We start from the raw sequence: 21,754 nt of genomic DNA, 5'->3' as shown, positions 1-21,754 counted from the left end.
GTCACAAGCCATTTCAGCCTTCCGTTGCGGAGTGTATCGGCCTGATTACGTAATTCCCAAAAAATATTTCAACGCCGCTCGTCAGATCGATTGGTTTTGGCACGTCGTACAACTCCCCCCCTGACCGGCCGGTCACGGAAAACTTGCGAAACGACGTCACAAGTGCTCGTCCAACTCCTTGATAAACAATATTTTTATTCGTAGGCGTGCAGTTTTATTACAGTTGCAACCCTGTCGAGGTACCAGTTGCCACCCTCGACAAAATATTTTCCTGAAAATTGAACTTTTTCAGTCTGCGCGCTGAGTACCTGTCTTCGAGACCGTAAGACATGAACCCGAACAGTCCGCAAACAGGGCATTTCACTGCGGCAAGACATCAACCGATGGACTGCCCGCGCTGATCCTATTTTCAATTTGTGACAATCAGATGAACGGCCTTTAACTTGACCTGACCCAACGCAAAAACCATAAAAATCGCTGTTCAGTCATGGCTTCTTCATCAGGCGCTGCAGCGCTCAACCTGCAAAGGTCCACTTGTAGGTCAGCCCTCACCTCTATAGAACCCAACTTTTTGGCTAAGCAGCCTTGAGCGTTGCCGGGTGAGAGGTGAGAGGTGAGAAGCCATCGACGTTGTTTCTCAACGTGCATCACTTTGGTCACTGATTGGGCAAAAGTGCGCGAAGAGCGTGCAAAATTGATCAGAAAGACACACAGATTCGAAAACAATCGGGGCGCAAGCGAACGCCATTCGCGCATCGCAGGCTGCGCGAAGCGCGTCAGACGGGACTTTTCAGAGTTTTGTGAAGCTTTCGCGCGCCTGTTTCGCAAAACTGGCACGCGCTCTGCAATACATAAAGTAATTCCAGTTTTGGGGACCTTGGTACAGGCAGGCCGGGGATTCCCCTCTTTTATTCCTCTCGGAGACTGATTTGCAGTCTCCAGCGCCCGCCCTCAGTTACACCGTGCCAGTCGCCGTGTAACGGGCGGGCCGCCAGCAGGTTCAGCAACAACCCCTTGTCACTTCGTTGCACCCTCCAGCGCACATCACGCCCCTCAAGCTTCAACTCACCCCGCTGCGGTTGACCTTCGGCGTTGAACAACAGCGCCACCGCGCCGTCGATGTGCTCGCCATGCAGCTGCGGCTCGTTGTTGAACCAAAGCACAAGGCCGTTGGTGGTGGTCTCGACCTGCTGCAATCGGGTCGGGTCGGGCGTAGTGATCCGCCCGATCATCAAACCCACCATAAAGCCGACGATTGCAATCGACCCTAAAACCTTCGGCCAGAGCTTCGGTCTTGGGTCGTCTTCAGGGGTAGAATGCATCCCGTCCTTTCGCTCGGAGCCGTGCATGTTTCACGTGATCCTTTTTCAACCAGAAATTCCACCGAATACCGGCAACATCATCAGGCTGTGCGCCAACAGTGGCTGCAACCTGCATTTGATCGAGCCGCTGGGCTTCGAGCTGGACGACAAGCGCCTGCGTCGGGCCGGGCTCGACTACCACGAATACGCCACGCTTCATCGCCACGCCGACCTCGCCAGCTGCCTTGAAAGCATCGGGCATCCGCGCCTGTTTGCTTTTACCACAAAGGGCTCGCGCGTCTTTCACGATGCGCAATTTGCCGAAGGCGATGCGTTCCTGTTCGGCCCGGAAAGCCGTGGCCTGCCAGCCGATGTGCTGGATGCACTGACCAGCGATCAACGCCTGAGATTACCCATGCGTGAGGGTTGCCGCAGCCTGAACCTGTCCAACACCGTGGCGGTGGCGGTTTACGAGGGATGGCGCCAGCTGGGGTTCAAATAAACATCGCCACCCACTGTAGGAGCGCGCTTGCCCGCGATGGCGTCGTGTCAGACACCATCGAAGTTGGATGTGCCTACGTTATCGCGGCAAGCGCGCTCCTTCAGCACCCACAAAAAAGCGCCCACAAGAGGCGCTTTTTTATGCAGCGGCGAACGCTTACTGAACAGTCGGCGTCGGGGTTTCGCCAGCTTCCTGCATGCGCTGCAGCTCTTGCGCGTACAGGGCGTCGAAGTTGACCGGAGCCAGCATCAGCGCAGGGAACGAACCGCGAACAACCAGGCTGTCGATGGTTTCACGTGCGTAAGGGAACAGGATGTTAGGGCAGAACGCGCCCAGGGTGTGGCTCATGGACGCCTGATCAAGACCTTTGATCAGGAAGATGCCCGCCTGCTGCACTTCAGCGATGAAGGCGATCTCTTCGCCATTCTTCACTTCAACCGACAGGGTCAGCACAACTTCGTAGAAGTCATTTTCGAGCTGCTTCTGGCGGGTGTTCAGGTCCAGGCTGACGTTTGGCGTCCACTCCTGACGGAAGATCGCCGGGCTTTTCGGCGCTTCGAAGGACAAGTCGCGCACGTAGATGCGCTGCAACGAGAACTGTGGGCCTTCATCGTTGGAGACGGCACCGGTGTTGGGTTGATCAGTCATCTCAAATCCTTCTTACTTTTAAGGTCTTGCAGGGTTGAATTAGGCTGTCAGCAGCGCATCCAGCTTGCCGGCACGCTCCAGAGCAAAGAGGTCATCGCATCCACCGACGTGCACAGAGCCGATCCAGATCTGCGGCACTGACGTGCGTCCCGCTTTTTTGATCATCTCTGAACGCAGTCCCGGCTTGCCATCCACGACGATTTCATCGAAGGCCACTTTCTTGCTGTTCAGCAGTTGCTTGGCGCGTGAGCAGTAAGGGCAATAGTCGCTGGAGTAAACGATGACTTCAGGCATTTTATTTCACCAATGGGAGGTTATCTGCGCGCCAGGAGGAGACACCGCCAGACAGCTTGGCGGCCTTGAAACCAGCCGTAAGCAGTTCACGTGCGATCGTGCCTGCGTGCTGACCGGCTGCGTCAACGATGATCAAGGTTTTTTCCTTGTACTTCTCAAGCTCCGACACGCGGGAAATCACCTTGTCCTGCGGGAAGCTCAGCGCGCCGACGATATGGCCTGCGGTGAAGTCCTTTTTTGTGCGTACATCAATGACGACGCCCTCATCACGGTTGACCAATGCGGTCAGCTCGCCCGTGCTCAGGCTACGGCCGCCCTTGCTCATTTCGTATGCGATCAGCAGAGCCAGCAAAATGACGAACGCGCCAACCAGCAAATAGTGTTGAGTGGCAAATTGGATCAGGTGAGCAACCATCAGAAGGTTCCAGGGCGTTAAAATGTCGGCCAGTATACACAGCCCCCAAGGTCGGCCAAAGCCCGTACGGCAGTGACGCCGTTTGAACTTCAACTTAAACTGTCGATCTTTTTTCTACTTCTTCTATAAGCCATGCCGGTGATGTGAAATCAGCGCGTGATTTTCACACCATTCGCAGACGAGGGATCTATGACTACCACGCCTAAACCTTTGGTCCTGATCATCCTGGACGGCTTCGGACACAGCGACAGCCACGAAGGCAACGCAGTCTATTCGGCAAAAATGCCGGTGCTGGATCACCTGTACAAAACCATGCCCAACGGCCTGATTTCGGGCTCCGGCATGGACGTCGGCTTGCCGGATGGCCAGATGGGCAACTCCGAAGTCGGTCACATGAACCTCGGCGCCGGACGCGTGGTATATCAGGATTTCACACGGGTGACGAAGGCGATCCGCGACGGCGAGTTTTTCGAAAACCCGGCCATTTGCACAGCGGTCGATGCGGCCGTTGGCGCTGGCAAGGCAGTACACATTCTTGGATTGCTGTCAGACGGCGGTGTGCACAGCCATGAAGACCATCTGGTGGCGATGGTAGAACTGGCGGTCAAGCGCGGCGCCGACAAGATTTATCTGCACGCCTTCCTCGATGGTCGCGACACGCCGCCACGCAGCGCGCACAAATACCTCGACACCATGGAAACCGCCTACAAGCGCTTGGGCAAAGGGCGCACCGCCACGATGATCGGACGTTATTTTGCCATGGACCGCGACAATCGTTGGGACCGTGTCGAAGCTGCCTACAACCTGATCGTCGACGGCACGTGTGAATTCCAGGCTGCCACCGCCAAAGCCGGTCTTGACGCAGCCTACGAGCACGGTGAGAACGACGAGTTCGTCAAAGCCACGCGCATCGGTGAGCAGGTCAAGGTCGAAGACGGCGACGCCGTAGTGTTCATGAATTTCCGTGCCGACCGCGCCCGCGAGCTGAGCCGCGTGTTTGTCGAAGACGATTTCAACGACTTCGCCCGCGCTCGTCAGCCAAAACTGACCGGTTTCGTGACGCTGACGCAGTACGCCGCCAGCATCCACGCCCCGGCCGCATTCACCAAAGCTGGCTTGCACAACGTATTGGGCGAGTACCTCTCCAACAACGGTAAAACCCAGTTGCGCATCGCCGAAACCGAGAAGTACGCGCACGTCACGTTCTTCTTTTCGGGCGGCCGCGAAGAACCCTTCCCCGGCGAAGAGCGGATCCTGATCCCGTCTCCGAAGGTCGCCACTTACGACCTGCAGCCGGAAATGAGCGCGCCCCAAGTCACCGATAAAATCGTCGACGCCATCGAAAATCAGCGTTTCGACGTGATCGTTGTCAACTACGCCAACGGCGACATGGTTGGCCACAGCGGCATCATGGAAGCCGCCATCAAAGCCGTCGAATGCCTGGACGTATGCGTCGGCCGTATCGCCCAAGCGCTGGAAAAGGTCGGCGGCGAAGCACTGATCACGGCAGACCACGGCAACTGCGAGCAGATGACCGATGACAAAACTCATCAGCCACACACTGCGCACACCACCGAGCCGGTGCCGTTCATTTATATCGGCAAGCGTGATCTGAAAGTGCGCGAAGGCGGCGTTCTGGCGGACGTTGCACCGACCATGCTGCTGCTGTTGGGCATGGAGAAGCCTGAAGAAATGACCGGCCATTCCATCCTGGTGCCGAACTAACCTGCTTTAAATCGGCCTATAACCGGTCTGTCATCAGATGACAGGCCGGTTTTTGTATGAAATGTCTGAAAGCTGCGCCTTCGTAGCGTTTTTTTTGCAGCCTCTGGCGGGCATACTAGGCCCGTCTTCACTCCTTGGTATCGCCCGTCCTCATGCTCCGCGCCCTGATCGCCCTTGCTTTGATTTGTCTGCTCAACCCGGCGTTCGCCGACGACGAGCGCGCACAGACCCAGAAACAACTGGATGCCACGCGTCAGGACATCACCGAGCTGAAAAAAGTGCTCGGGCAGTTGCAGGAAGAAAGGTCTGGCGTACAGAAAGATCTGCGCACCACTGAAACCGAGATGGGTAAGCTGGAGAAGCAGGTCGAGGTCCTGCAAAAGGAACTAAAAAAGAGTGAAAGCGAGCTTCAGCGGCTCGACCAGGAGAAAAAAAAACTCCAGAGCGCACGCGTTGAACAGCAACGCCTGATTGCCATGCAGGCCCGCGCCGCGTATCAGAGCGGTCGCCAGGAATACCTGAAACTGCTGCTCAATCAGCAGAATCCAGAAAAATTCGCACGTACCCTCACCTATTACGACTATCTGAGCCAGGCACGCCTGGAGCAATTACGCAGTTTCAATGAAACCCTGCGGCAATTGGCCGGTGTTGAAAAAGACATCGACATGCAACAAGCACAATTGCTGGTCCAGAAAAGCTCACTGGACGACCAGAAAGCCAAACTTGACGACGTACGCAAAGAGCGACAAACGGCTTTGGCCAAGTTGAATCAGGACTACAAAGCCCGCGATCAGAAGCTGCAGTCGCGTCAGCAAGATCAAGCTGACCTGGCGAAAGTGTTGAAAACCATTGAGGAAACCCTGGCACGTCAGGCCAGAGAGGCCGAGGAAGCGCGTCAGAAAGCGCTGATTGCCCAGCAGGAAGCCGAAAAACGCCAACGAGAGCAAGAAGCGCTCGCGGCCAGCCTCAACAAAAAAGATGACACCGATGAGCCTCCCCGCCGCCCTGTCAAGGCGCCCGGCGTGATGGTTTCCAGTGTCGGTCAGTCTTACGGTGGCCGGTTTGATCAAGCAAAAGGAAAACTTCCTTGGCCTGTCGATGGTCGATTGTTGGCGAGGTTCGGTGAAACCCGCGGCGATGACGAAAGAACCAAGTGGGATGGCGTACTGATCAGCGCTTCGGCGGGCAGTCAGGTACACGCTGTGCACGGTGGACGTGTGGTGTTTGCCGATTGGTTGCGTGGCGCAGGGCTTCTGGTCATTCTCGACCACGGCAACGGTTATTTGAGTCTGTATGGTCACAACCAGAGTCTGTTGAAAGAGGCTGGGGACATTGTTAAAGCCGGGGAAGCGATCTCCACTGTAGGAAGCAGTGGTGGTGGTCAAGACACTCCGGCGTTGTATTTCGCTATTCGTCAGCAGGGTCGCCCAAGTGATCCGGCCCAATGGTGTCGCACTCAAGGATAAGTCGACGCCTCATTCAGGAGTTCGTAAGACATGCTGTTTTCGTCCCGCCTCACCTCGCTGGCCCTGACTATCGCCGTGATAATCGGCGCGCCTCTGGCCCAAGCAGCCGGTGCCGCTCCAGCAGCGACTCCCGCCGCCTCGCCTGCCGCCACTGCGCCTAACCTCAAAGCGCCGCTGCCGCTTGACGAGCTGCGCACGTTCGCCGAGGTCATGGACAGGATCAAAGCGGCCTACGTCGAGCCTGTAGACGACAAGACCCTGCTGGAGAATGCCATCAAGGGCATGCTCAGCAATCTCGACCCTCACTCGGCTTACCTTGGCCCGGAAGATTTCCAGGAGCTGCAGGAGAGCACCAGCGGTGAATTCGGCGGTCTGGGCATTGAGGTTGGCGTCGAGGATGGCTTCATCAAAGTCGTCTCTCCCATCGATGACACGCCCGCGTCCAAGGCCGGTATCGAGGCTGGCGACCTGATCGTCAAGATCAACGGCGCGCCGACCCAAGGCCAGACCATGCAGGAAGCGGTCGACAAGATGCGCGGCAAGCTTGGCGAGAAGATCACGCTGACCCTGGTGCGCGACGGCGGCACGCCATTCGACGTGACCCTCGCCCGGGCGACCATTCAGGTCAAGAGCGTGAAGTCGCAGATGCTCGAGAACGGCTACGGCTACATCCGCATCACGCAGTTCCAGGTCAAAACCGGCGAAGAAGTCGGCAAAGCGCTGGCGAAACTGCGTAAAGACAATGGCAAGAAAATGAGCGGTCTGATTCTCGACCTGCGCAACAACCCCGGCGGCGTGCTGCAAGCGGCGGTCGAAGTGGCCGACCACTTCCTGACCAAAGGGCTGATCGTTTACACCAAGGGCCGGATCGCCAACTCAGAGCTGCGCTTCTCTGCCGACCCGGCCGACGCCAGCGAAGGCGTGCCATTGGTGGTGCTGATCAACGGCGGCAGCGCGTCGGCATCGGAAATCGTCGCCGGTGCGCTGCAGGACCAGAAGCGCGGCATCCTGATGGGTACCGATACGTTCGGCAAAGGCTCGGTGCAAACGGTGTTGCCGCTCAATAACGATCGCGCACTGAAGATCACCACGGCGCTGTATTACACGCCAAACGGTCGCTCGATTCAGGCGCAGGGCATCAACCCTGACATCGAAGTGCGTCGCGCCAAACTGACCACAGAAACTGACGCCGAGAACTACAAGGAAGCCGATCTGCTCGGCCACTTGGGCAACGGCAACGGCGGCGCAGACAAGCCGACCACCAAAGCCAAGGCTGGCAAAGCACGTCCTCAGGACGACGATTACCAGCTCAACCAAGCCCTCAGCTTGCTCAAAGGCTTGAGTGTGACGCGCGGCAACTGACATGCGCGTGTCTGTAATCGCGCTCTTCTGCGCAGTGACTGGTCTGACGGGCGCCGTCCACGCGGCGCCTGTCAGCAGCACTGAGACCCAAACCAAGGCGGCGAAAGTCGCTTATCTCAGTTTGATCATTGACGATCTTGGCCAGAACCCTGAGCGCGATACCCGAGCGCTCAAGCTGCCTGGCCCCGTGACGCTGGCGATCATGCCTGACACCCCGCATGCCACTGAATTCGCCCGCCAGGCACACAAGGCCGGCAAAACGGTGATCCTGCACATGCCAATGGACCCCGCAACCGGGCCTTACGCCTGGCACCCCGAATTGCCTTTGGCCGAGCTTGAAGCACGCTTGAACGCCGCACTGCTCAAAGTGCCTTATGCCGCCGGCATCAATAATCACATGGGCAGTCGCATGACGGCCGAACCCGTGCCGATGGCGTGGCTGGTGAGCGAGTTGCAGCGTCGGCATATGTTTCTGGTGGACAGCCGCACCAGCGCTAAAACAGTAGCCGCTGCCGAAGCGCAGAAGATTGGATTGGCGAGCGTGTCGCGCGATGTGTTCCTTGATGACGAACGCACCGCCGAGGCGATTAACGGGCAGTTGCAGACAGCGATCAAACTGGCGCGCAAGCAAGGTTCAGCGGTGATGATCGGCCATCCTTACCCGGTGACGCTGGACGTGCTGGAACGTGAGCTGCCCAAGCTGAAATCCCAAGGCATCGAGTGGATCGAGATTCGCCACATGGTCAGCGAGCGCGGCAATCAGGCGATGGTTGGGCATGGTCGCAATGGGGTGTATCGGTAGCTACGGCCCTGTAGGAGCCAACTTGTTGACGAGCCGAGCAACGCGGTGTGACAGTCATGCCGCCTCGCGAACGAGTTCGCTCCTACAGAAGATTTACAGATAATTACCGAGAATCTTGTCAACCACGCCTTCCGCGCGTATGTCGTTCAGGGCTTTCTGCAACCTGGCGACCACCGCGTCAGGTGTCTCCTTGTTCAAAGCCAGAAACAGCTCGGCCTGATTGAAACGCAGCACATTCTTCAAGCCCGAAATGCCTTCCTGCCGCGCCAGATAGCGGCCGGCTGGGTCCCCCGTGGCCCAGAGATCAATCTGGCCATCAACCAGCTTGCGGGCATTGTCCTTGTCGCTCAGCACGGTGATCGGGTTTAGCCCTTGGCGCGTCAACTCTTCAGCAATCGCATCGCCTTTATAGGCGCCGATTTTGTACTGCCTGGCTTGCTCCAGTGTCTTCAACTCGATCGTGCTGTCGGCGCGCGCCAGCATGATCCAGTCGTCCGGGCCAATCGGGCCTACCCACTTGAAGAGTGTCTCGCGCTCAGGCAACCGCGCCGTGACGAAGACGCCATAGCCGGGTTTTTCCAGTGCAAGTTTGTAAATGCGTTCCCAGGGAAAGCGCAGGGTCAGGCTGTACCCGATCCCTGCCCGCTTGAAGGTCTGGCGCACGATCTCGACGGCAATGCCTTCGATATTGCTTTCCTGGGCGAAGTTTTTACCGTCCGTGGCCATGTTGTACGGCGGGAAATTTTCAGTCAGCAAGACGACTGAGTTGGCCTGCGAATCATCCGCGCGGACGGTCCCGGCCAGCAGAGCCAATACGCTGATCAGCGCAAGAACAACACTTTTGAACATATCCCTGGCCACCCCTCCTGACGACGGCGAGAGAGTGCCGGGAACGTTGTAGTAAGTCCAGTTCGATGACACTGGACGTCGGTTTCAGAACAGGGGTGTCTTGAAGCGCCTAGTTCGGGGCTCTGATCCAAAATTGCTGAAGCGGGCTTACCGAACCACAATCCCCTGCTTGGCCATGAACGCCTTGGCTTCTGGCACGGTGTATTCGCCAAAGTGGAAAATACTCGCCGCCAGCACTGCGCTGGCATGGCCTTCCAGCACACCATCAGCCAGATGCTGAAGGTTGCCGACACCGCCGGAGGCAATCACCGGAATACCCAACGCATCACTGATCGCGCGGGTTACGCCCAGGTCGAAGCCGTTTTTCATGCCGTCCTGATCCATGCTGGTCAACAGGATTTCGCCTGCGCCCAGCTCTTCCATCTTCTTGGCCCATAACACGGCGTCGAGGCCTGTCGGTTTGCGACCTCCATGGGTGAAGATCTCCCAGCGCGGCGTTTCGCCGGGCAGCGAAACCTTCTTCGCGTCAATCGCGACGACGATGCACTGCGCGCCGAAACGCGCCGCTGCTTCGCCCACAAACTCAGGATTGAACACCGCTGCGGTGTTGATCGAGACCTTATCGGCCCCCGCATTCAGCAGGTTTCGAATGTCTTGTACGGTCCTGACGCCACCGCCCACCGTCAGCGGGATGAACACCTGGCTCGCCATGCGCTCGACGGTATGCAGCGTGGTATCGCGGCCATCGACGCTAGCGGTGATGTCAAGAAAGGTGATCTCGTCGGCGCCCTGCTCGTCGTACAGCCGAGCGATTTCCACCGGGTCGCCGGCGTCACGAATGTTCTCGAACTTGACGCCCTTGACCACACGGCCGTTGTCGACATCGAGGCAAGGGATAATGCGTTTGGCGAGGGCCATGGTTAGTCCTTAAGTTGCAAGCTTCGAGCTTTCAGCTGCAAGTAAAAGCGGATCGAGGTCAGCTTCTAGCTTGCAGCTCAAAGCTTACCGCTTGGAGCTGACTGCGTAGCTGTCACACAACGCCTGGGCTTCAGCCACATCCAGCGTGCCTTCGTAAATCGCACGGCCGGTGATTGCGCCGATAATGCCCGGCGCCCTGGCGTCGAGCAGCGCCTGAATGTCGCCCAGATTGTGAATGCCGCCCGACGCAATCACCGGAATCCGGGTGGCTGCTGCCAGCGCTGCGGTGAACGGGATGTTGCAGCCCTGCATCATGCCGTCTTTGGCGATGTCGGTATAAACGATGGCCGACACGCCGTCCGCTTCAAAACGCTTGGCCAGATCGATCACCTGCACCGAGCTGACTTCAGCCCAGCCGTCGGTGGCAACGAAACCGTCTTTGGCATCGAGCCCGACGATCACTTTGCCCGGAAAGGCGCGGCAGGCTTCAGCCACGAACTCAGGCTCCTTGACGGCCTTGGTGCCGATGATCACGTAGCTCACGCCAGCCTTGACGTAATGCTCAATGGTTTCCAGCGACCGAATGCCGCCACCGATCTGGATCGGCAGTTGCGGGTAACGCTTGGCAATTGCGGTGACCACATCGCCATTCACCGGCTGGCCTTCGAACGCGCCATTGAGGTCGACCAGGTGCAAACGACGGCAACCGCCTTCAACCCATTTGGCGGCCATGGCCACGGGATCGTCGGAAAACACGGTTGAGTCTTCCATACGGCCTTGGCGCAGACGCACACAGGCGCCGTCTTTGAGGTCGATAGCAGGAATGATGAGCATTCTTTTTCCTTCGTCAAAAGAGCTGCAAGTTGCGAGCGATAAGCTGCAGGTGGCATCTCTACTAATTCTTGCAGCTTGAGGCTTGAAGCTTCTAGCTGCTCTTCTCCAACGCCCAAACGTCGCTTTCGATGCTTTCGAAACGCTCCTTGAGGTGCGCTTGAACATCGAAAATGGCCCGGTTGTAATAGTGCGGAGCGATTTCGCGGGTGAATAATTCCAGGATTTCAGCGGCTTCGAACGAACCCAGGTCCAGTTCGAAACGGTCCTCCATGAAGCGCTTGATCGTGTGACAAGCCTCGTTCTCCTGTTCAGGAGTGAGGGTCAGGATCGGCGGCTTGTTCTTTTTGCTCATTACCAGCGTCCGTCCCACGCGGCGAAGTTCTGCAGCAACTGCAGGCCATGGGTGTGACTCTTCTCCGGGTGAAACTGCACAGCGAAGCGCGAACCATCAGCCAGCGCAGCCGCGAAGTCATGGCCGTAATGACCACGGCCAACGATCTGCCGTGCATGGGGCGAATCAATGTAATAGCTGTGCACGAAGTAGAAACGAGCCATGTCCGGAATGCTGTGCCACAGCGGGTGATCCACCGCATGAGCGACTTCATTCCAGCCCATGTGGGGGACTTTCAGGTGCTGGCCGTCTTCGTGCAGATCTTTGCCGAAGAACCGGACCTGACCCGCAAACAGCCCAATGCAGTCAACGCCGCCGCTCTCTTCACTACGATCCATCAGCGCTTGCATACCGACGCAGATGCCGAGAAAGGGACGATCCTGGCTGACTTCACGCACCAGCGAGTCGAAACCCAGCCGACGAATCTCGGCCATGCAATCGCGAATCGCGCCGACACCGGGGAATACCACGCGGTCGGCCTCGCGAATCACATCAGCATCACTGGTGATCAACACACGACCGGCGCCCACGTGCTCCAGGGCCTTGGCCACCGAATGCAAGTTGCCCATGCCGTAATCGATAACCGCGACCGTCTGCATCAGAGCACGCCCTTGGTGGACGGCATCTGGCCCGCCATGCGGTCGTCGAGTTCTACAGCCATGCGCAGCGCACGGCCGAAGGCCTTGAACACGGTTTCGATCTGGTGGTGAGTGTTGTGACCGCGCAGGTTGTCGATGTGCAGCGTGACATTGGCGTGGTTGACGAAGCCCTGGAAAAACTCCTGGAACAAATCGACGTCGAAGCCGCCAACGGTGGCGCGGGTATAAGGCACGTGCATCTGCAAGCCAGGACGGCCAGAGAAGTCGATGACGACGCGCGACAGGGCTTCATCCAGCGGGACATAGGCGTGGCCGTAGCGACGGATGCCTTTTTTGTCGCCAATGGCTTTGCTGAAAGCCTGACCCAGCGTGATGCCGACATCTTCGACCGTGTGGTGGTCGTCGATGTGCAAATCGCCTTTGCTTACGATATCCAGATCAATCAACCCGTGACGGGCGATCTGATCGAGCATGTGTTCAAGAAAAGGTACGCCGATATCAAATCGGGCCTTTCCGGTGCCATCCAGGTTGATCGAGGCTTTGATCTGGGTTTCCAGGGTGTCGCGCTCGACGAACGCCATACGTTCGGCCATCACCAGCTCCGCAAAATCATTGGGCGAAAAAGGCGAGCATTATAGGGCGTGTGGCGGGGAAACAGAAACACGAGACGTGTTATGGCTGACGGAGGGAATGCAGGCTTCAGGCGCTATACATGTGCGTACAAGCAAATTGCCAGAGTGCTAAAGACTGTGGGAGGGAGCTTGCTCGCGATGAGGCCATCAAGGCCGACGTCCCTGTTGGTCGTCAGACCGCCATCGCAAGCAAGCTCCCTCCCACAAAATCGGCATCGACCTGAAATCTCAGGCCGCGCCTATTGGCAGCTTAGTGAAACAACACCGCCGTTTTTTGCAGCGTGATCCAGACGCCCCACGCCAGCGGGATGCCCACGGCCAGCCAGGCCAGGATCGCCAATGGCTTGGTGCCCGGAGCCGCTCTCCACTCAAGCGAGGTGGTGTGATCCGCGCCAGCATCGTGACCGATGGATTGCTCGGCTTTAAGCTGCGCATCAGTCATGAAGTACTTGTCGGCCACCGGACGCACCAGCAAGTTGCAGATGAAGCCCAGCACCAGCAGACCCGCGAGGATGTACAAGGTGATGTTGTAGGCATCGGCACGGGCAACGCCGTGGCTCAGTTGGTATTCACGCAGGTAGTTCACCAAAACCGGACCCAGCACGCCCGCAGCAGCCCATGCGGTCAGCAGTCGACCGTGGATCGCGCCGACCATTTGCGTACCGAACAGGTCAGCCAGGTAAGCCGGAACAGTGGCGAAACCGCCGCCGTACATCGACAACACCACACAGAACGCCGCAGCGAACAGCGCAACGCTGCCCATGTGACCCAGTGTTGGAACCGAAGCGTAAAGCAGGAAGCCCAACGAGAAGAACACGAAGTACGTGGCCTTGCGACCGATGTAGTCCGAGAACGAGGCCCAGAAGAAACGCCCGCCGATGTTGAACAGACTCAACAGGCCGGTGAAGCCTGCAGCGATGGCTGCAATGGATGCCAGTTGCGCAGCGTCCAGTTGGCCGAACGTCAGATCATTACCCAGCAATTTGCCGCCGAACACTTCCTGCAGCAGTGGCGAAGCCATGCCGAGGATGCCGATACCGGCCGATACATTCAGGCACAGCACCAGCCAGACCAGACGAAATTGCGGAGTTTTCCAAGCGACATTCACGTGAACGTGGCGGTTGGTGATCATCGCGTTGTTGGCTTTCTTGGCGGGAGCAGTCCAGCCTTCAGGCTTCCAGCCGGTTGGCGGAACGCGATACGACAATGCGCCGCCGATCATGAAGATGAAGTAAATCACCGCCATGGCCACGAAGCTCTGCCATACGCCGACGCTTTCAGGCGTTGCGAAGTGGCTCATCAGTGCGGTCGCCAGGGGTGCGCCGACCATCGCGCCGCCGCCGAAACCCATGATCGCCATACCGGTGGCCATGCCGCGCTTGTCCGGGAACCACTTGATCAGCGTCGATACCGGCGAGATGTAACCCAGGCCAAGACCGATACCGCCGATCACGCCTGAGCCAATCCACATCAGCCAGATCTGGTGCGTGTACACGCCCAGCGCTGAAATCAGCAGACCGCCACACCAGCACAGTGCCGAAACAACACCGGCCTTGCGCGGGCCTGCGTGTTCCAGCCAGCCGCCCCAAATGGCTGCCGAGCAACCCAGAAAAATGAAGAACAGGGTGTAGATCCAGCCGAGCATGGAGATGGGCCAGTCGCACGTGGACGACAGGACTTGCTCGAAGAAACCCATGTCCGGTGCGCAGGCAACAGCGGTCTTGATGCCGACAGCCTTGGACAGTGGCAGCCAGAACACCGAGAAGCCATAGGCCATGCCGATACACAGATGGATCGCGAGGGCGGCCGGTGGAACCAGCCAGCGGTTGAATCCGCTCTTCGCGATGATGCGCTCTTTGGACAAGAACGCAGGCTGAGCGGCAGAACCACCCAACACAGTGCTTGTACTCATTGTTATTCCCCCAGTTTTTTTAATTGTGTCTCGCAATGCAAAAGGCGACGACTACTCCCACAACCTTGATGCACGAACGCAACAGTTGTTTTATCGGCAGGCATCTTGATTACGTGACAATTCGACGCAGCATGAGCCCCGAAGCGCGAAACTTTACCATTTACTGTGTAAAAGAAAGCACTCTGCTACTACCTTTTTTATGCCGCCTGTCATGTACTGTTTCGGCGAATAACCAAGTCAGGTTTGCGGGGCGGGGAATCGAAATACCTGATTGGTGGATAATGGCGAACGAGTTCATCAGCCACGATGCAAACTACTCTTGCTTGAGAACGCTATACTCGCGGGCTAAATTTTGAACGACACGACAACAAGGACTCGCCCATGAAAGCGTTCGGCAAAATCCTGGGACTGTTTATTCTCGGGCTGTTGCTGATCATCGTGGCTCTTGGTTTCGCCCTGAGCCATCTGTTTGATCCCAACGACTATAAAGACGAGATTCGTAAACTGGCCCGCGATAAAGCCCATGTGGAGCTGACGCTCAATGGCGATATCGGCTGGAGCCTGTTCCCCTGGCTTGGACTGGAGCTACACGACGCCAGCGTAGCCACCCTCACCGATCCGACCAAACCGTTCGCCGACCTGCAGATGCTCGGGCTTTCTGTTCGCGTGCTGCCGCTGCTGCGCAAGGAAGTGCAGATGAGCGATATACGTGTCGAGGGCCTCAACCTGATGCTGACCCGCGATGCAAATGGTCATGGCAATTGGGAAGACATCGGTAAAGTGCCTGTCACAGCGTCGACTGATCCCGCCACGCCTGCGGGCGAGTCCGCGCCCCCACCCGCCAAACCTGATCGCCCTTCGCAGCCGCTCAAGCTCGATATCGACAGCCTGACCGTCAATAACGCCCGCGTGGAATACACCGATGTTCAGAAGGCCCGGCAGTTCACGGCCGAGAGCATCCAGGTCAGCACCGGCGCCGTTCACGAAGCCACCGACATCCCGGTCAAAATGACGGCCTTTCTCAGCACCAACCAGCCGGTTGTGCGGACCAAAACCGAGTTGTCCGGCCAGCTGCGTTTTGATCGCGTGCTCAAGCGCTATCAGCTCGAAGACATGCGCCTGTCAGGCGAAGCTGCGGGTGATCCGCTGCAAGGCAAAATCGTCACCTTCACCGCGCAAGGCAATCTGCTGGTCGATCTGGCCGCCAACGTCGCTGAATGGAACGGCATGAAGCTGTCCGCCAATCAACTGCGCGCGCTGGGCGAGATGCATGTGCGTGACCTGGACAAAACCCCGCAACTGAGCGGCGGCCTGTCCATTGCCCAGCTCAATCTGCGCGAGTTCCTGGAGAACATCGGCCAGCCCGCACCCGCACTGGGCGAAGGCAGCCTCAACAAGTTTGAGATGGTCACGCGGGTGGCGGCCAATCCGACCAGCGTCGCGTTTGATGACCTGACCGTGAAACTCGACGACAGCACGATCACCGGTCGCGTTGCGGTTGAAGACATTGCCAAACAGTCACTGCGTTTGCAGCTCAAAGCCGACACGTTTGACGCTGACCGGTATCGCCCGGCACCCAGCGAAGAACGCAAAAGTGCAGGCGTAGCGCGCAAGGCGGAGGTAGAAGGCGGCGAAGCCGAGGCGCTCGCTGGCGCAGGCACTTCGCCGCTGCCGGAGCAACCCACGAAGGGCGCCTGGAGTGACGACAAGCTGCTGCCGCTTGAGCGCATGCGCAAACTGGACGTCGATGCCGACCTGAGCTTCGGCAAACTGACGGTGCAAAAGCTGGCGATGCAGAACGCTGCGCTGAAAACCTCGGCGCTGGACGGCATCGTCACGCTGGATAGCCTGCGTGGCGATCTCTACAACGGCAACTTCGAGGTCAAAGGCAATCTCGATGTGCGCCCGGACGTGCCATTGGCCAGTGTGCAGACGCGTATCGCACGGGTTCCGGTCGAGCGCTTCATTCAGTCCCAGGGCGAGACCCCGCCGCTACGCGGTTTGCTGACACTCAACAGCGACGTGACCGCCAAAGGCAACAGCGAAAAGGCCCTTATCGACAGCCTCAACGGCACCGCAAGCTTTGCGCTAAACGATGGCGTGCTGGTCAACGCGAACCTGGAGCAGCAACTGTGCCGAGGCATTTCCACGCTCAATCGTAAAACCCTGAGCGGTGAGCCGCGCGGCAAGGACACGCCTTTCCAGCAGCTCAATGGCAATCTGGTGTTCCGTAATGGCGTCGCCAGCAACCCCGATCTGAAAGTGCGCACACCGGGCCTGACCGTCAATGGCGATGGCGACATCGACCTGCGCGTTTTGGGCATGAACTATCGGGTGGGCATCATCATCGAAGGCGACAAGAGCGACATGCCTGACCCTGCCTGTGAAGTGAACCCGCGCTTCGTCGGTATTGAATGGCCGGTGCAGTGCCGAGGCCCGCTGGAGCTGGGCGCCAAGGCCTGCCGTCTGGACAACGAAGGCCTGGGCAAAGTAGCCGCCAAACTGGCAGGCGACCGCATCGAAGACAAGATTGACGAGAAGCTGGGCGACAAGGTAAGCCCGGAACTCAAAGACGCGATCAAGGGATTGTTCAAACGTTGACTGCTGCTCCACCACCTCGAACGCCGGAACTTAAATGCTAGCCGAACAATTCTCCAGCGCCGTGCTGGAGTGGTATGACCGCCACGGCAGACACGATTTGCCGTGGCAACACGACATCACGCCGTATCGGGTGTGGGTCTCGGAAATCATGCTGCAGCAGACTCAAGTCAGCACCGTGCTCAATTATTTTGATCGTTTCATGGAAGCACTCCCCAGCGTTCAAGCGCTGGCGGAGGCGCCGGAAGACGAGGTGCTGCACCTGTGGACGGGCCTGGGTTATTACACCCGCGCCCGCAATCTGCAAAAGGCAGCCAAGATTGTTGTCGCCGACCACAATGGTGAGTTCCCGCGGGATGTGGAGAAGCTGATCCTGCTGCCGGGCATCGGGCTGTCCACAGCAGGCGCTATTGCCAGTATCAGCATGGGTTTGCGGGCGCCAATTCTGGATGGCAACGTCAAACGCGTTCTGGCGCGCTATACGGCGCAGGAGGGCTATCCGGGAGAGCCCAAGATTGCCAAACAGCTGTGGGCAAACGCCGAGCGTTTTACACCGCATCAGCGGGTGAACAACTACACCCAGGCGATGATGGACCTGGGCGCAACGTTGTGTACGCGAAGCAAACCTAGCTGCCTGCTGTGCCCGCTCGAACGCGGGTGTGAGGCGCACATGCTGGGGCTGGAAACGCGTTACCCGATTCCCAAGCCACGCAAGACCATTCCTCAAAAGCGCACGCTGATGCCGATCTTCGCCAACCGCGACGGCGCGATCCTGCTTTACCGTCGTCCATCGACCGGTTTGTGGGGTGGTTTGTGGAGTTTGCCGGAACTCGACGAGTTCGATGACATGCAGCATCTGGCGACGCAGCACGCACTGGCACTGGGCAAGCATCAAGCCCTGCCCAGCCTGATTCACACCTTCAGCCACTTTCAGCTGACTATCGAACCCTGGCTGGTGCAAGTCGAAGAGTCCGCCCATCACGTGGCCGAGGATGACTGGCTCTGGTATAACCTCGCCACCCCGCCGCGCCTGGGCCTTGCCGCCCCGGTGAAGAAGCTGCTCAAAAATGCAGCCGACGTCTTGAATGCAGGAGAGTCCTCATGACCCGCATCGTAGTGTGCCGCAAATACAAAGAAGAACTGCCAGGCCTGGAGCGCGCCCCGTATCCCGGCGCCAAAGGCGAAGACATCTTCAACAATGTTTCGCAGAAAGCCTGGGGCGACTGGCAGAAACACCAGACGCTGCTGATCAACGAACGTCGCCTGAACATGATGAATGCCGAAGACCGCAAATTCCTGCAGGTCGAAATGGACAAGTTCCTGTCGGGCGAGGAATACGCCAAGGCTGAAGGCTACGTCCCGCCCTCGGAATAAAAGGGTTTTGAGCAGTGCGGGTCGTAAGCGACGGTAATAATTCGATTTTTTTTAGAAACCCGCTTGACGACCCCCTGAAAAACACGTTTAATGCGCCCCGTTGCCCAGATAGCTCAGTCGGTAGAGCAGGGGATTGAAAATCCCCGTGTCGGCGGTTCGATTCCGTCTCTGGGCACCACAAATACCGAAAAACCCCTGCATCGAAAGATTCAGGGGTTTTTTATTGGGCGCGATTTATTACCATTGTGGACCTGACGGAAAACACGAGGGCCTTGCCATGGCATCGCCAAGCAAGCAGCAGAAACGCGCAAAGCGCGCCAAGTCAAAAGCCAAGGATCTGCGTGTTGCTCGCCAGAACCCTCAAACGCCCGCCCCCATCGTTCCTGACTATTTCATGCCCGATTTCCTGCCCTACGATGCAGAGATGACAGACGACGAGTTGCTTCTCCAAGCCTACGTAGACCCCGAAATCATCGCAACGATGGATGACGAAGAACGCGAAGCCGCGGTGGCATATCTGGCAGAAATCGAGGACGAGTCGATCATGCGAACGCTTTCAAAGGGCGAGAAAGGCGACTAATCCGCCAAAGACCCCATACACTGTGCGCCCGATCATTCCGGGCCATGCAAATGGCTGTATCGCAAAAAGGAATAGCCTCCATGGCCTCCCCTGACAAGCAACAGAAACGCGCCAAGCGGGCGAAAGACAAAGCCAGGCAAAACCGCATGGGCAAGACCGTGCAAAACGTCGTCCATCCGGTGCTGGCCAACCCGTTCGTCAACGAGCCGTTCGATGACGTTGAGATCGACTTGAGCACCTTCGACTTCAAGGACATTGCTGAAAACGGCTTCGACCCTGCCGATTTCGACGATTTGTTCCAGGCCATGAAAACCGCCGAAGGCATCAGCCAACTGGCAATGTGCGTGGTGTTCCTGCAATACCCGGTGCTTGAGCTGGTGATTGCCGAAGAGCCGGAAGAAGACGCCACAGACTTTATGATGGGCCTGTTGATCACCTATCGCGCCATCGAGCACGATCAAGACGAAGACGCAGCCATCGAGTGGATCGGCAGCGAGGCATTCCAGGCCGATTACAACCATGCGTCACAGATCCTGGAAAAGAAAAACGCCCGCACCGCCAGGCCCACACAGCCTCATCCGTAACGGCGAATTTAATTTACAACGCACCCCTTCGCGGTTAGCGTGCCAGCCTTAACGAGAATGACATTGCTTCTCAATTAAGGCCGCCGCGTTGACCGACCTCCCCCTTACTATCGCCCCAGCTTATTCCACGCTCCGCATCTACCTGCACTGGGTGTCGGCGACGGTCATTCTGTGGGCGACTTTCAGCGGGTTCGGCGTGGCGTTGCTGGCGCAGGATGACCCGCTTCGACAATGGGTCGAGTCAACCAATCCGCAACTGACCAGCGTGTTCATCCCGATATTCATGTGGCGCCTCTGGCTCGCGGTTACGGCCCCACAGAGGATTGCACCGCTCAATATCCAGGCGCGCATGGCGCATTGGGCCCACATGGCGATGTACGCCGTGGTGAGTGGCGTGCTGATCACCGGCGTGCTGATGATGACTCATCCTGTGAACATGCTGGCGCTCTTCGCGCTCCCACAACTCGTCCACTCAGCGACGGCGTTGACCGCACTGCACAATGTGCATCACGCGTTATGCGCAGTGTTGGCGGGGTTGGTCACACTGCATGTGCTGGCGGTGGTGCAGCATCAGGTGTCGGGCAAGCCGGTGCTTGGGCGGATGTTGTGAATGCGTTCCTTTCGTCATTCCTGGTGAAACTTCGACATAGCTTTCAGGAAATTACACTTAGCCTGCGGCTGGATTTGAGATAGCGTTTATCAGGCCCTCATCAGGCCCTCGTAAAAATGGGCCTTTGAGGCCTTTTTTTATAGATAAATTTTTTTTCCTTTCGAGATAATTCTCACATGTCCAATTTTGCTCATCACGATCTGGAGCTGCTGAATCCCACCTTCGATTCAGAATTGGTGGATGTGCTGGGCGAACTGGAACATCTGCGCAGATTAAGACTGGAGGGCGACACACCTGCACCAGTTTTTTTCCAGCTTAAGTCGATTTTTCATACGCTTGAAAGTTTGGGGTCGGCGCGAATCGAGGGGAATCACACGACTCTGGCTGACTACATAGACAGCAAAGCGGAAGGCAAAACCGGGGAAACAGATCAATTGCGTGAAGTGGCGAATATCGAAAAGGCAATGGACTACATTGAGCATTCGGTAGCCCCTGGAGCTCTGATTACGGAACGATTCATTAGAGAACTTCATACAATTACGGTCCAGGGACTGGAGCGGGAGGGCGATAAAACGCCAGGAAGCTACCGGCAGATGCAGGTCAGCATTTCCCAATCATCCCATCTGCCGCCAGAGTTTCTTCACGTACCGGGATACATGGAGGACTTGGTTAGATTTGTAAATCAGACCGATTCGGCCAAGTACGATCTTATGAAGGTAGCGTTGGCTCACCACCGTTTTGGGTGGATCCACCCATTCGGAAATAGTAATGGCCGGGTAGTAAGGCTTATGACTTATGCGCTGCTTATGAAATATGGATTTAACGTAAACACCGGAGGGCGTGTCCTTAATCCAACCGCAGTTTTTTGCAATGACCGCGACCGCTATTACGCGATGTTGACCACAGCAGATAGCGGCACCAAAGCTGGGTTCGAAACCTGGTGCACTTATGTTCTTGAGGGCATTCGGGACGAATTGAAGAAAGTCGATCTTTTAACAAAATACACCTACCTGACCACCTCAATCCTTGCCCCGGCTATAGCCTTCGCTCGCCATCGGCAACGGATAACGAGTACGGAGGAGCTGGTGCTCACTCTTGCGGTGAAGTCCAGAATTTTGAAGTCGTCGGATCTGGGCAGTGTTTTGCCGCAGTTGAACAGTGCTCAACGTACTTATCTGATCAAGAAGCTAGTAGGGCAAGGCATGCTGGTGCCGATTAGTGAAAAAAGCAGGCAGTACACAATTGGGTTTTCAAATAATTACCTGACCCGGGGTGTCATAAAGGCTCTGCGCGACGAGGGCTTTATTCCTGCGCCACTGGAGAACCCTTAGCAAACAAAAACGGCCGCAATCATCACT

At 57.4% G+C, this 21,754-nt stretch carries 23 protein-coding genes and 1 tRNA gene; 13 read left to right on the top strand and 11 right to left on the bottom strand.

Going from position 1 to position 21,754, the window contains the following annotated elements; all coding sequences use genetic code 11:
• Positions 1–908: 908 nt before the first annotated feature.
• Positions 909–1,349, bottom strand: coding sequence for a hypothetical protein (locus OYW20_RS02255; RefSeq protein ID WP_268799117.1), 441 nt, complete (start codon positions 1,347–1,349; stop codon positions 909–911).
• Here OYW20_RS02255 and trmL point away from each other — a divergent pair.
• Positions 1,348–1,803, top strand: coding sequence for a tRNA (uridine(34)/cytosine(34)/5-carboxymethylaminomethyluridine(34)-2'-O)-methyltransferase TrmL (trmL, locus tag OYW20_RS02250; RefSeq protein WP_268799116.1), 456 nt, complete (start codon positions 1,348–1,350; stop codon positions 1,801–1,803). The genes OYW20_RS02255 and trmL overlap by 2 nt on opposite strands.
• A 156-nt stretch (positions 1,804–1,959) precedes the next feature.
• Here the strand turns inward: trmL and secB are convergent, their stop codons facing one another.
• The 3 genes from secB to OYW20_RS02235 are packed head-to-tail and all read right to left on the bottom strand — an operon-like array spanning position 1,960 to position 3,160.
• The gene (gene secB, locus OYW20_RS02245; protein WP_268799115.1) at positions 1,960–2,451 is read right to left on the bottom strand and encodes a protein-export chaperone SecB; all 492 of its coding nucleotides are present in this window, start codon (positions 2,449–2,451) and stop codon (positions 1,960–1,962) included.
• Positions 2,452–2,490: 39 nt separating this feature from the next.
• Positions 2,491–2,745, bottom strand: a complete 255-nt coding sequence (gene grxC, locus OYW20_RS02240) for a glutaredoxin 3 (RefSeq protein WP_268799114.1) — start codon at positions 2,743–2,745, stop codon at positions 2,491–2,493.
• A 1-nt stretch (position 2,746) separates the two neighbouring features.
• Positions 2,747–3,160: a rhodanese-like domain-containing protein gene (locus OYW20_RS02235; RefSeq protein WP_268799113.1), complete on the bottom strand. Its 414-nt coding sequence runs from the start codon at positions 3,158–3,160 to the stop codon at positions 2,747–2,749.
• Positions 3,161–3,349: 189 nt separating this feature from the next.
• Here OYW20_RS02235 and gpmI point away from each other — a divergent pair, with 189 nt between their 5' ends.
• The 4 genes from gpmI (at position 3,350) to OYW20_RS02215 (ending at position 8,515) form a co-directional block, all read left to right on the top strand.
• Positions 3,350–4,885 carry a 2,3-bisphosphoglycerate-independent phosphoglycerate mutase gene (gpmI, locus tag OYW20_RS02230; protein WP_268799112.1) on the top strand — a complete coding sequence of 512 codons (1,536 nt, stop codon included), beginning with the start codon at positions 3,350–3,352 and terminating at the stop codon, positions 4,883–4,885.
• Between the two features lie 152 nt (positions 4,886–5,037).
• Positions 5,038–6,351, top strand: coding sequence for a murein hydrolase activator EnvC family protein (locus OYW20_RS02225; RefSeq protein ID WP_268799111.1), 1,314 nt, complete (start codon positions 5,038–5,040; stop codon positions 6,349–6,351).
• Between the two features lie 30 nt (positions 6,352–6,381).
• Positions 6,382–7,713 (top strand): S41 family peptidase, encoded by a 1,332-nt coding sequence (locus OYW20_RS02220; protein ID WP_268799110.1) that lies wholly within the window; start codon positions 6,382–6,384, stop codon positions 7,711–7,713.
• A 1-nt stretch (position 7,714) separates the two neighbouring features.
• On the top strand, positions 7,715–8,515 hold the full coding sequence (locus tag OYW20_RS02215) for a divergent polysaccharide deacetylase family protein (protein WP_268799109.1): 801 nt from the start codon (positions 7,715–7,717) through the stop codon (positions 8,513–8,515).
• Positions 8,516–8,608: 93 nt separating this feature from the next.
• Here the strand turns inward: OYW20_RS02215 and OYW20_RS02210 are convergent, their stop codons facing one another.
• The 7 genes from OYW20_RS02210 to OYW20_RS02180 all read right to left on the bottom strand — a co-directional run bounded on the left by OYW20_RS02210 (position 8,609) and on the right by OYW20_RS02180 (position 14,650).
• A complete protein-coding gene (locus OYW20_RS02210) occupies positions 8,609–9,364 on the bottom strand; it encodes a substrate-binding periplasmic protein (RefSeq protein WP_268799108.1) in 756 nt (251 codons plus the stop codon).
• Between the two features lie 147 nt (positions 9,365–9,511).
• Complete coding sequence (gene hisF / locus OYW20_RS02205) at positions 9,512–10,282, bottom strand: imidazole glycerol phosphate synthase subunit HisF (RefSeq protein WP_268799107.1); 771 nt, start codon at positions 10,280–10,282, stop codon at positions 9,512–9,514.
• An 84-nt stretch (positions 10,283–10,366) separates the two neighbouring features.
• A complete protein-coding gene (hisA, locus tag OYW20_RS02200; protein WP_268799106.1) occupies positions 10,367–11,116 on the bottom strand; it encodes a 1-(5-phosphoribosyl)-5-[(5-phosphoribosylamino)methylideneamino]imidazole-4-carboxamide isomerase in 750 nt (249 codons plus the stop codon).
• A 91-nt stretch (positions 11,117–11,207) separates the two neighbouring features.
• Complete coding sequence (locus tag OYW20_RS02195; protein WP_268799105.1) at positions 11,208–11,468, bottom strand: DUF2164 domain-containing protein; 261 nt, start codon at positions 11,466–11,468, stop codon at positions 11,208–11,210.
• Positions 11,468–12,106 carry an imidazole glycerol phosphate synthase subunit HisH gene (gene hisH / locus OYW20_RS02190; RefSeq protein ID WP_268799104.1) on the bottom strand — a complete coding sequence of 213 codons (639 nt, stop codon included), beginning with the start codon at positions 12,104–12,106 and terminating at the stop codon, positions 11,468–11,470. Before hisH ends, OYW20_RS02195 begins: the two co-directional genes overlap by 1 nt.
• Complete coding sequence (hisB, locus tag OYW20_RS02185) at positions 12,106–12,699, bottom strand: imidazoleglycerol-phosphate dehydratase HisB (protein ID WP_268799103.1); 594 nt, start codon at positions 12,697–12,699, stop codon at positions 12,106–12,108. Before hisB ends, hisH begins: the two co-directional genes overlap by 1 nt.
• Positions 12,700–12,988: 289 nt before the next feature.
• A complete protein-coding gene (locus OYW20_RS02180; RefSeq protein ID WP_268799102.1) occupies positions 12,989–14,650 on the bottom strand; it encodes an OFA family MFS transporter in 1,662 nt (553 codons plus the stop codon).
• 381 nt (positions 14,651–15,031) lie between these two features.
• Here OYW20_RS02180 and OYW20_RS02175 point away from each other — a divergent pair, with 381 nt between their 5' ends.
• The 8 genes from OYW20_RS02175 (at position 15,032) to OYW20_RS02140 (ending at position 21,727) form a co-directional block, all read left to right on the top strand.
• Positions 15,032–17,251 (top strand): AsmA family protein, encoded by a 2,220-nt coding sequence (locus OYW20_RS02175; RefSeq protein ID WP_268799101.1) that lies wholly within the window; start codon positions 15,032–15,034, stop codon positions 17,249–17,251.
• A 34-nt stretch (positions 17,252–17,285) separates the two neighbouring features.
• Positions 17,286–18,353 (top strand): A/G-specific adenine glycosylase, encoded by a 1,068-nt coding sequence (gene mutY / locus OYW20_RS02170; RefSeq protein ID WP_268799100.1) that lies wholly within the window; start codon positions 17,286–17,288, stop codon positions 18,351–18,353.
• Positions 18,350–18,622, top strand: a complete 273-nt coding sequence (locus OYW20_RS02165) for an oxidative damage protection protein (protein WP_268799099.1) — start codon at positions 18,350–18,352, stop codon at positions 18,620–18,622. Before mutY ends, OYW20_RS02165 begins: the two co-directional genes overlap by 4 nt.
• Positions 18,623–18,724: 102 nt before the next feature.
• Positions 18,725–18,800, top strand: a tRNA-Phe gene (locus OYW20_RS02160).
• A gap of 99 nt (positions 18,801–18,899) precedes the next feature.
• On the top strand, positions 18,900–19,202 hold the full coding sequence (locus tag OYW20_RS02155; protein ID WP_268799098.1) for a hypothetical protein: 303 nt from the start codon (positions 18,900–18,902) through the stop codon (positions 19,200–19,202).
• An 80-nt stretch (positions 19,203–19,282) separates the two neighbouring features.
• Complete coding sequence (locus OYW20_RS02150; RefSeq protein ID WP_268799097.1) at positions 19,283–19,786, top strand: hypothetical protein; 504 nt, start codon at positions 19,283–19,285, stop codon at positions 19,784–19,786.
• Between the two features lie 88 nt (positions 19,787–19,874).
• Entirely contained in the window at positions 19,875–20,396 is a 522-nt protein-coding gene (locus OYW20_RS02145) for a cytochrome b/b6 domain-containing protein (RefSeq protein WP_268799096.1), read from the top strand.
• A gap of 176 nt (positions 20,397–20,572) precedes the next feature.
• On the top strand, positions 20,573–21,727 hold the full coding sequence (locus tag OYW20_RS02140; RefSeq protein WP_268799095.1) for a Fic family protein: 1,155 nt from the start codon (positions 20,573–20,575) through the stop codon (positions 21,725–21,727).
• The last annotated feature ends 27 nt before the right edge of the window (positions 21,728–21,754 follow it).

The organism is Pseudomonas sp. BSw22131, assembly GCF_026810445.1.
Classification (GTDB): Bacteria; Pseudomonadota; Gammaproteobacteria; order Pseudomonadales; family Pseudomonadaceae; genus Aquipseudomonas; species Aquipseudomonas huanghezhanensis.
Note: the sequence above shows the minus strand (reverse complement) of the source record. Positions and strands in the feature narration are given on the sequence as shown.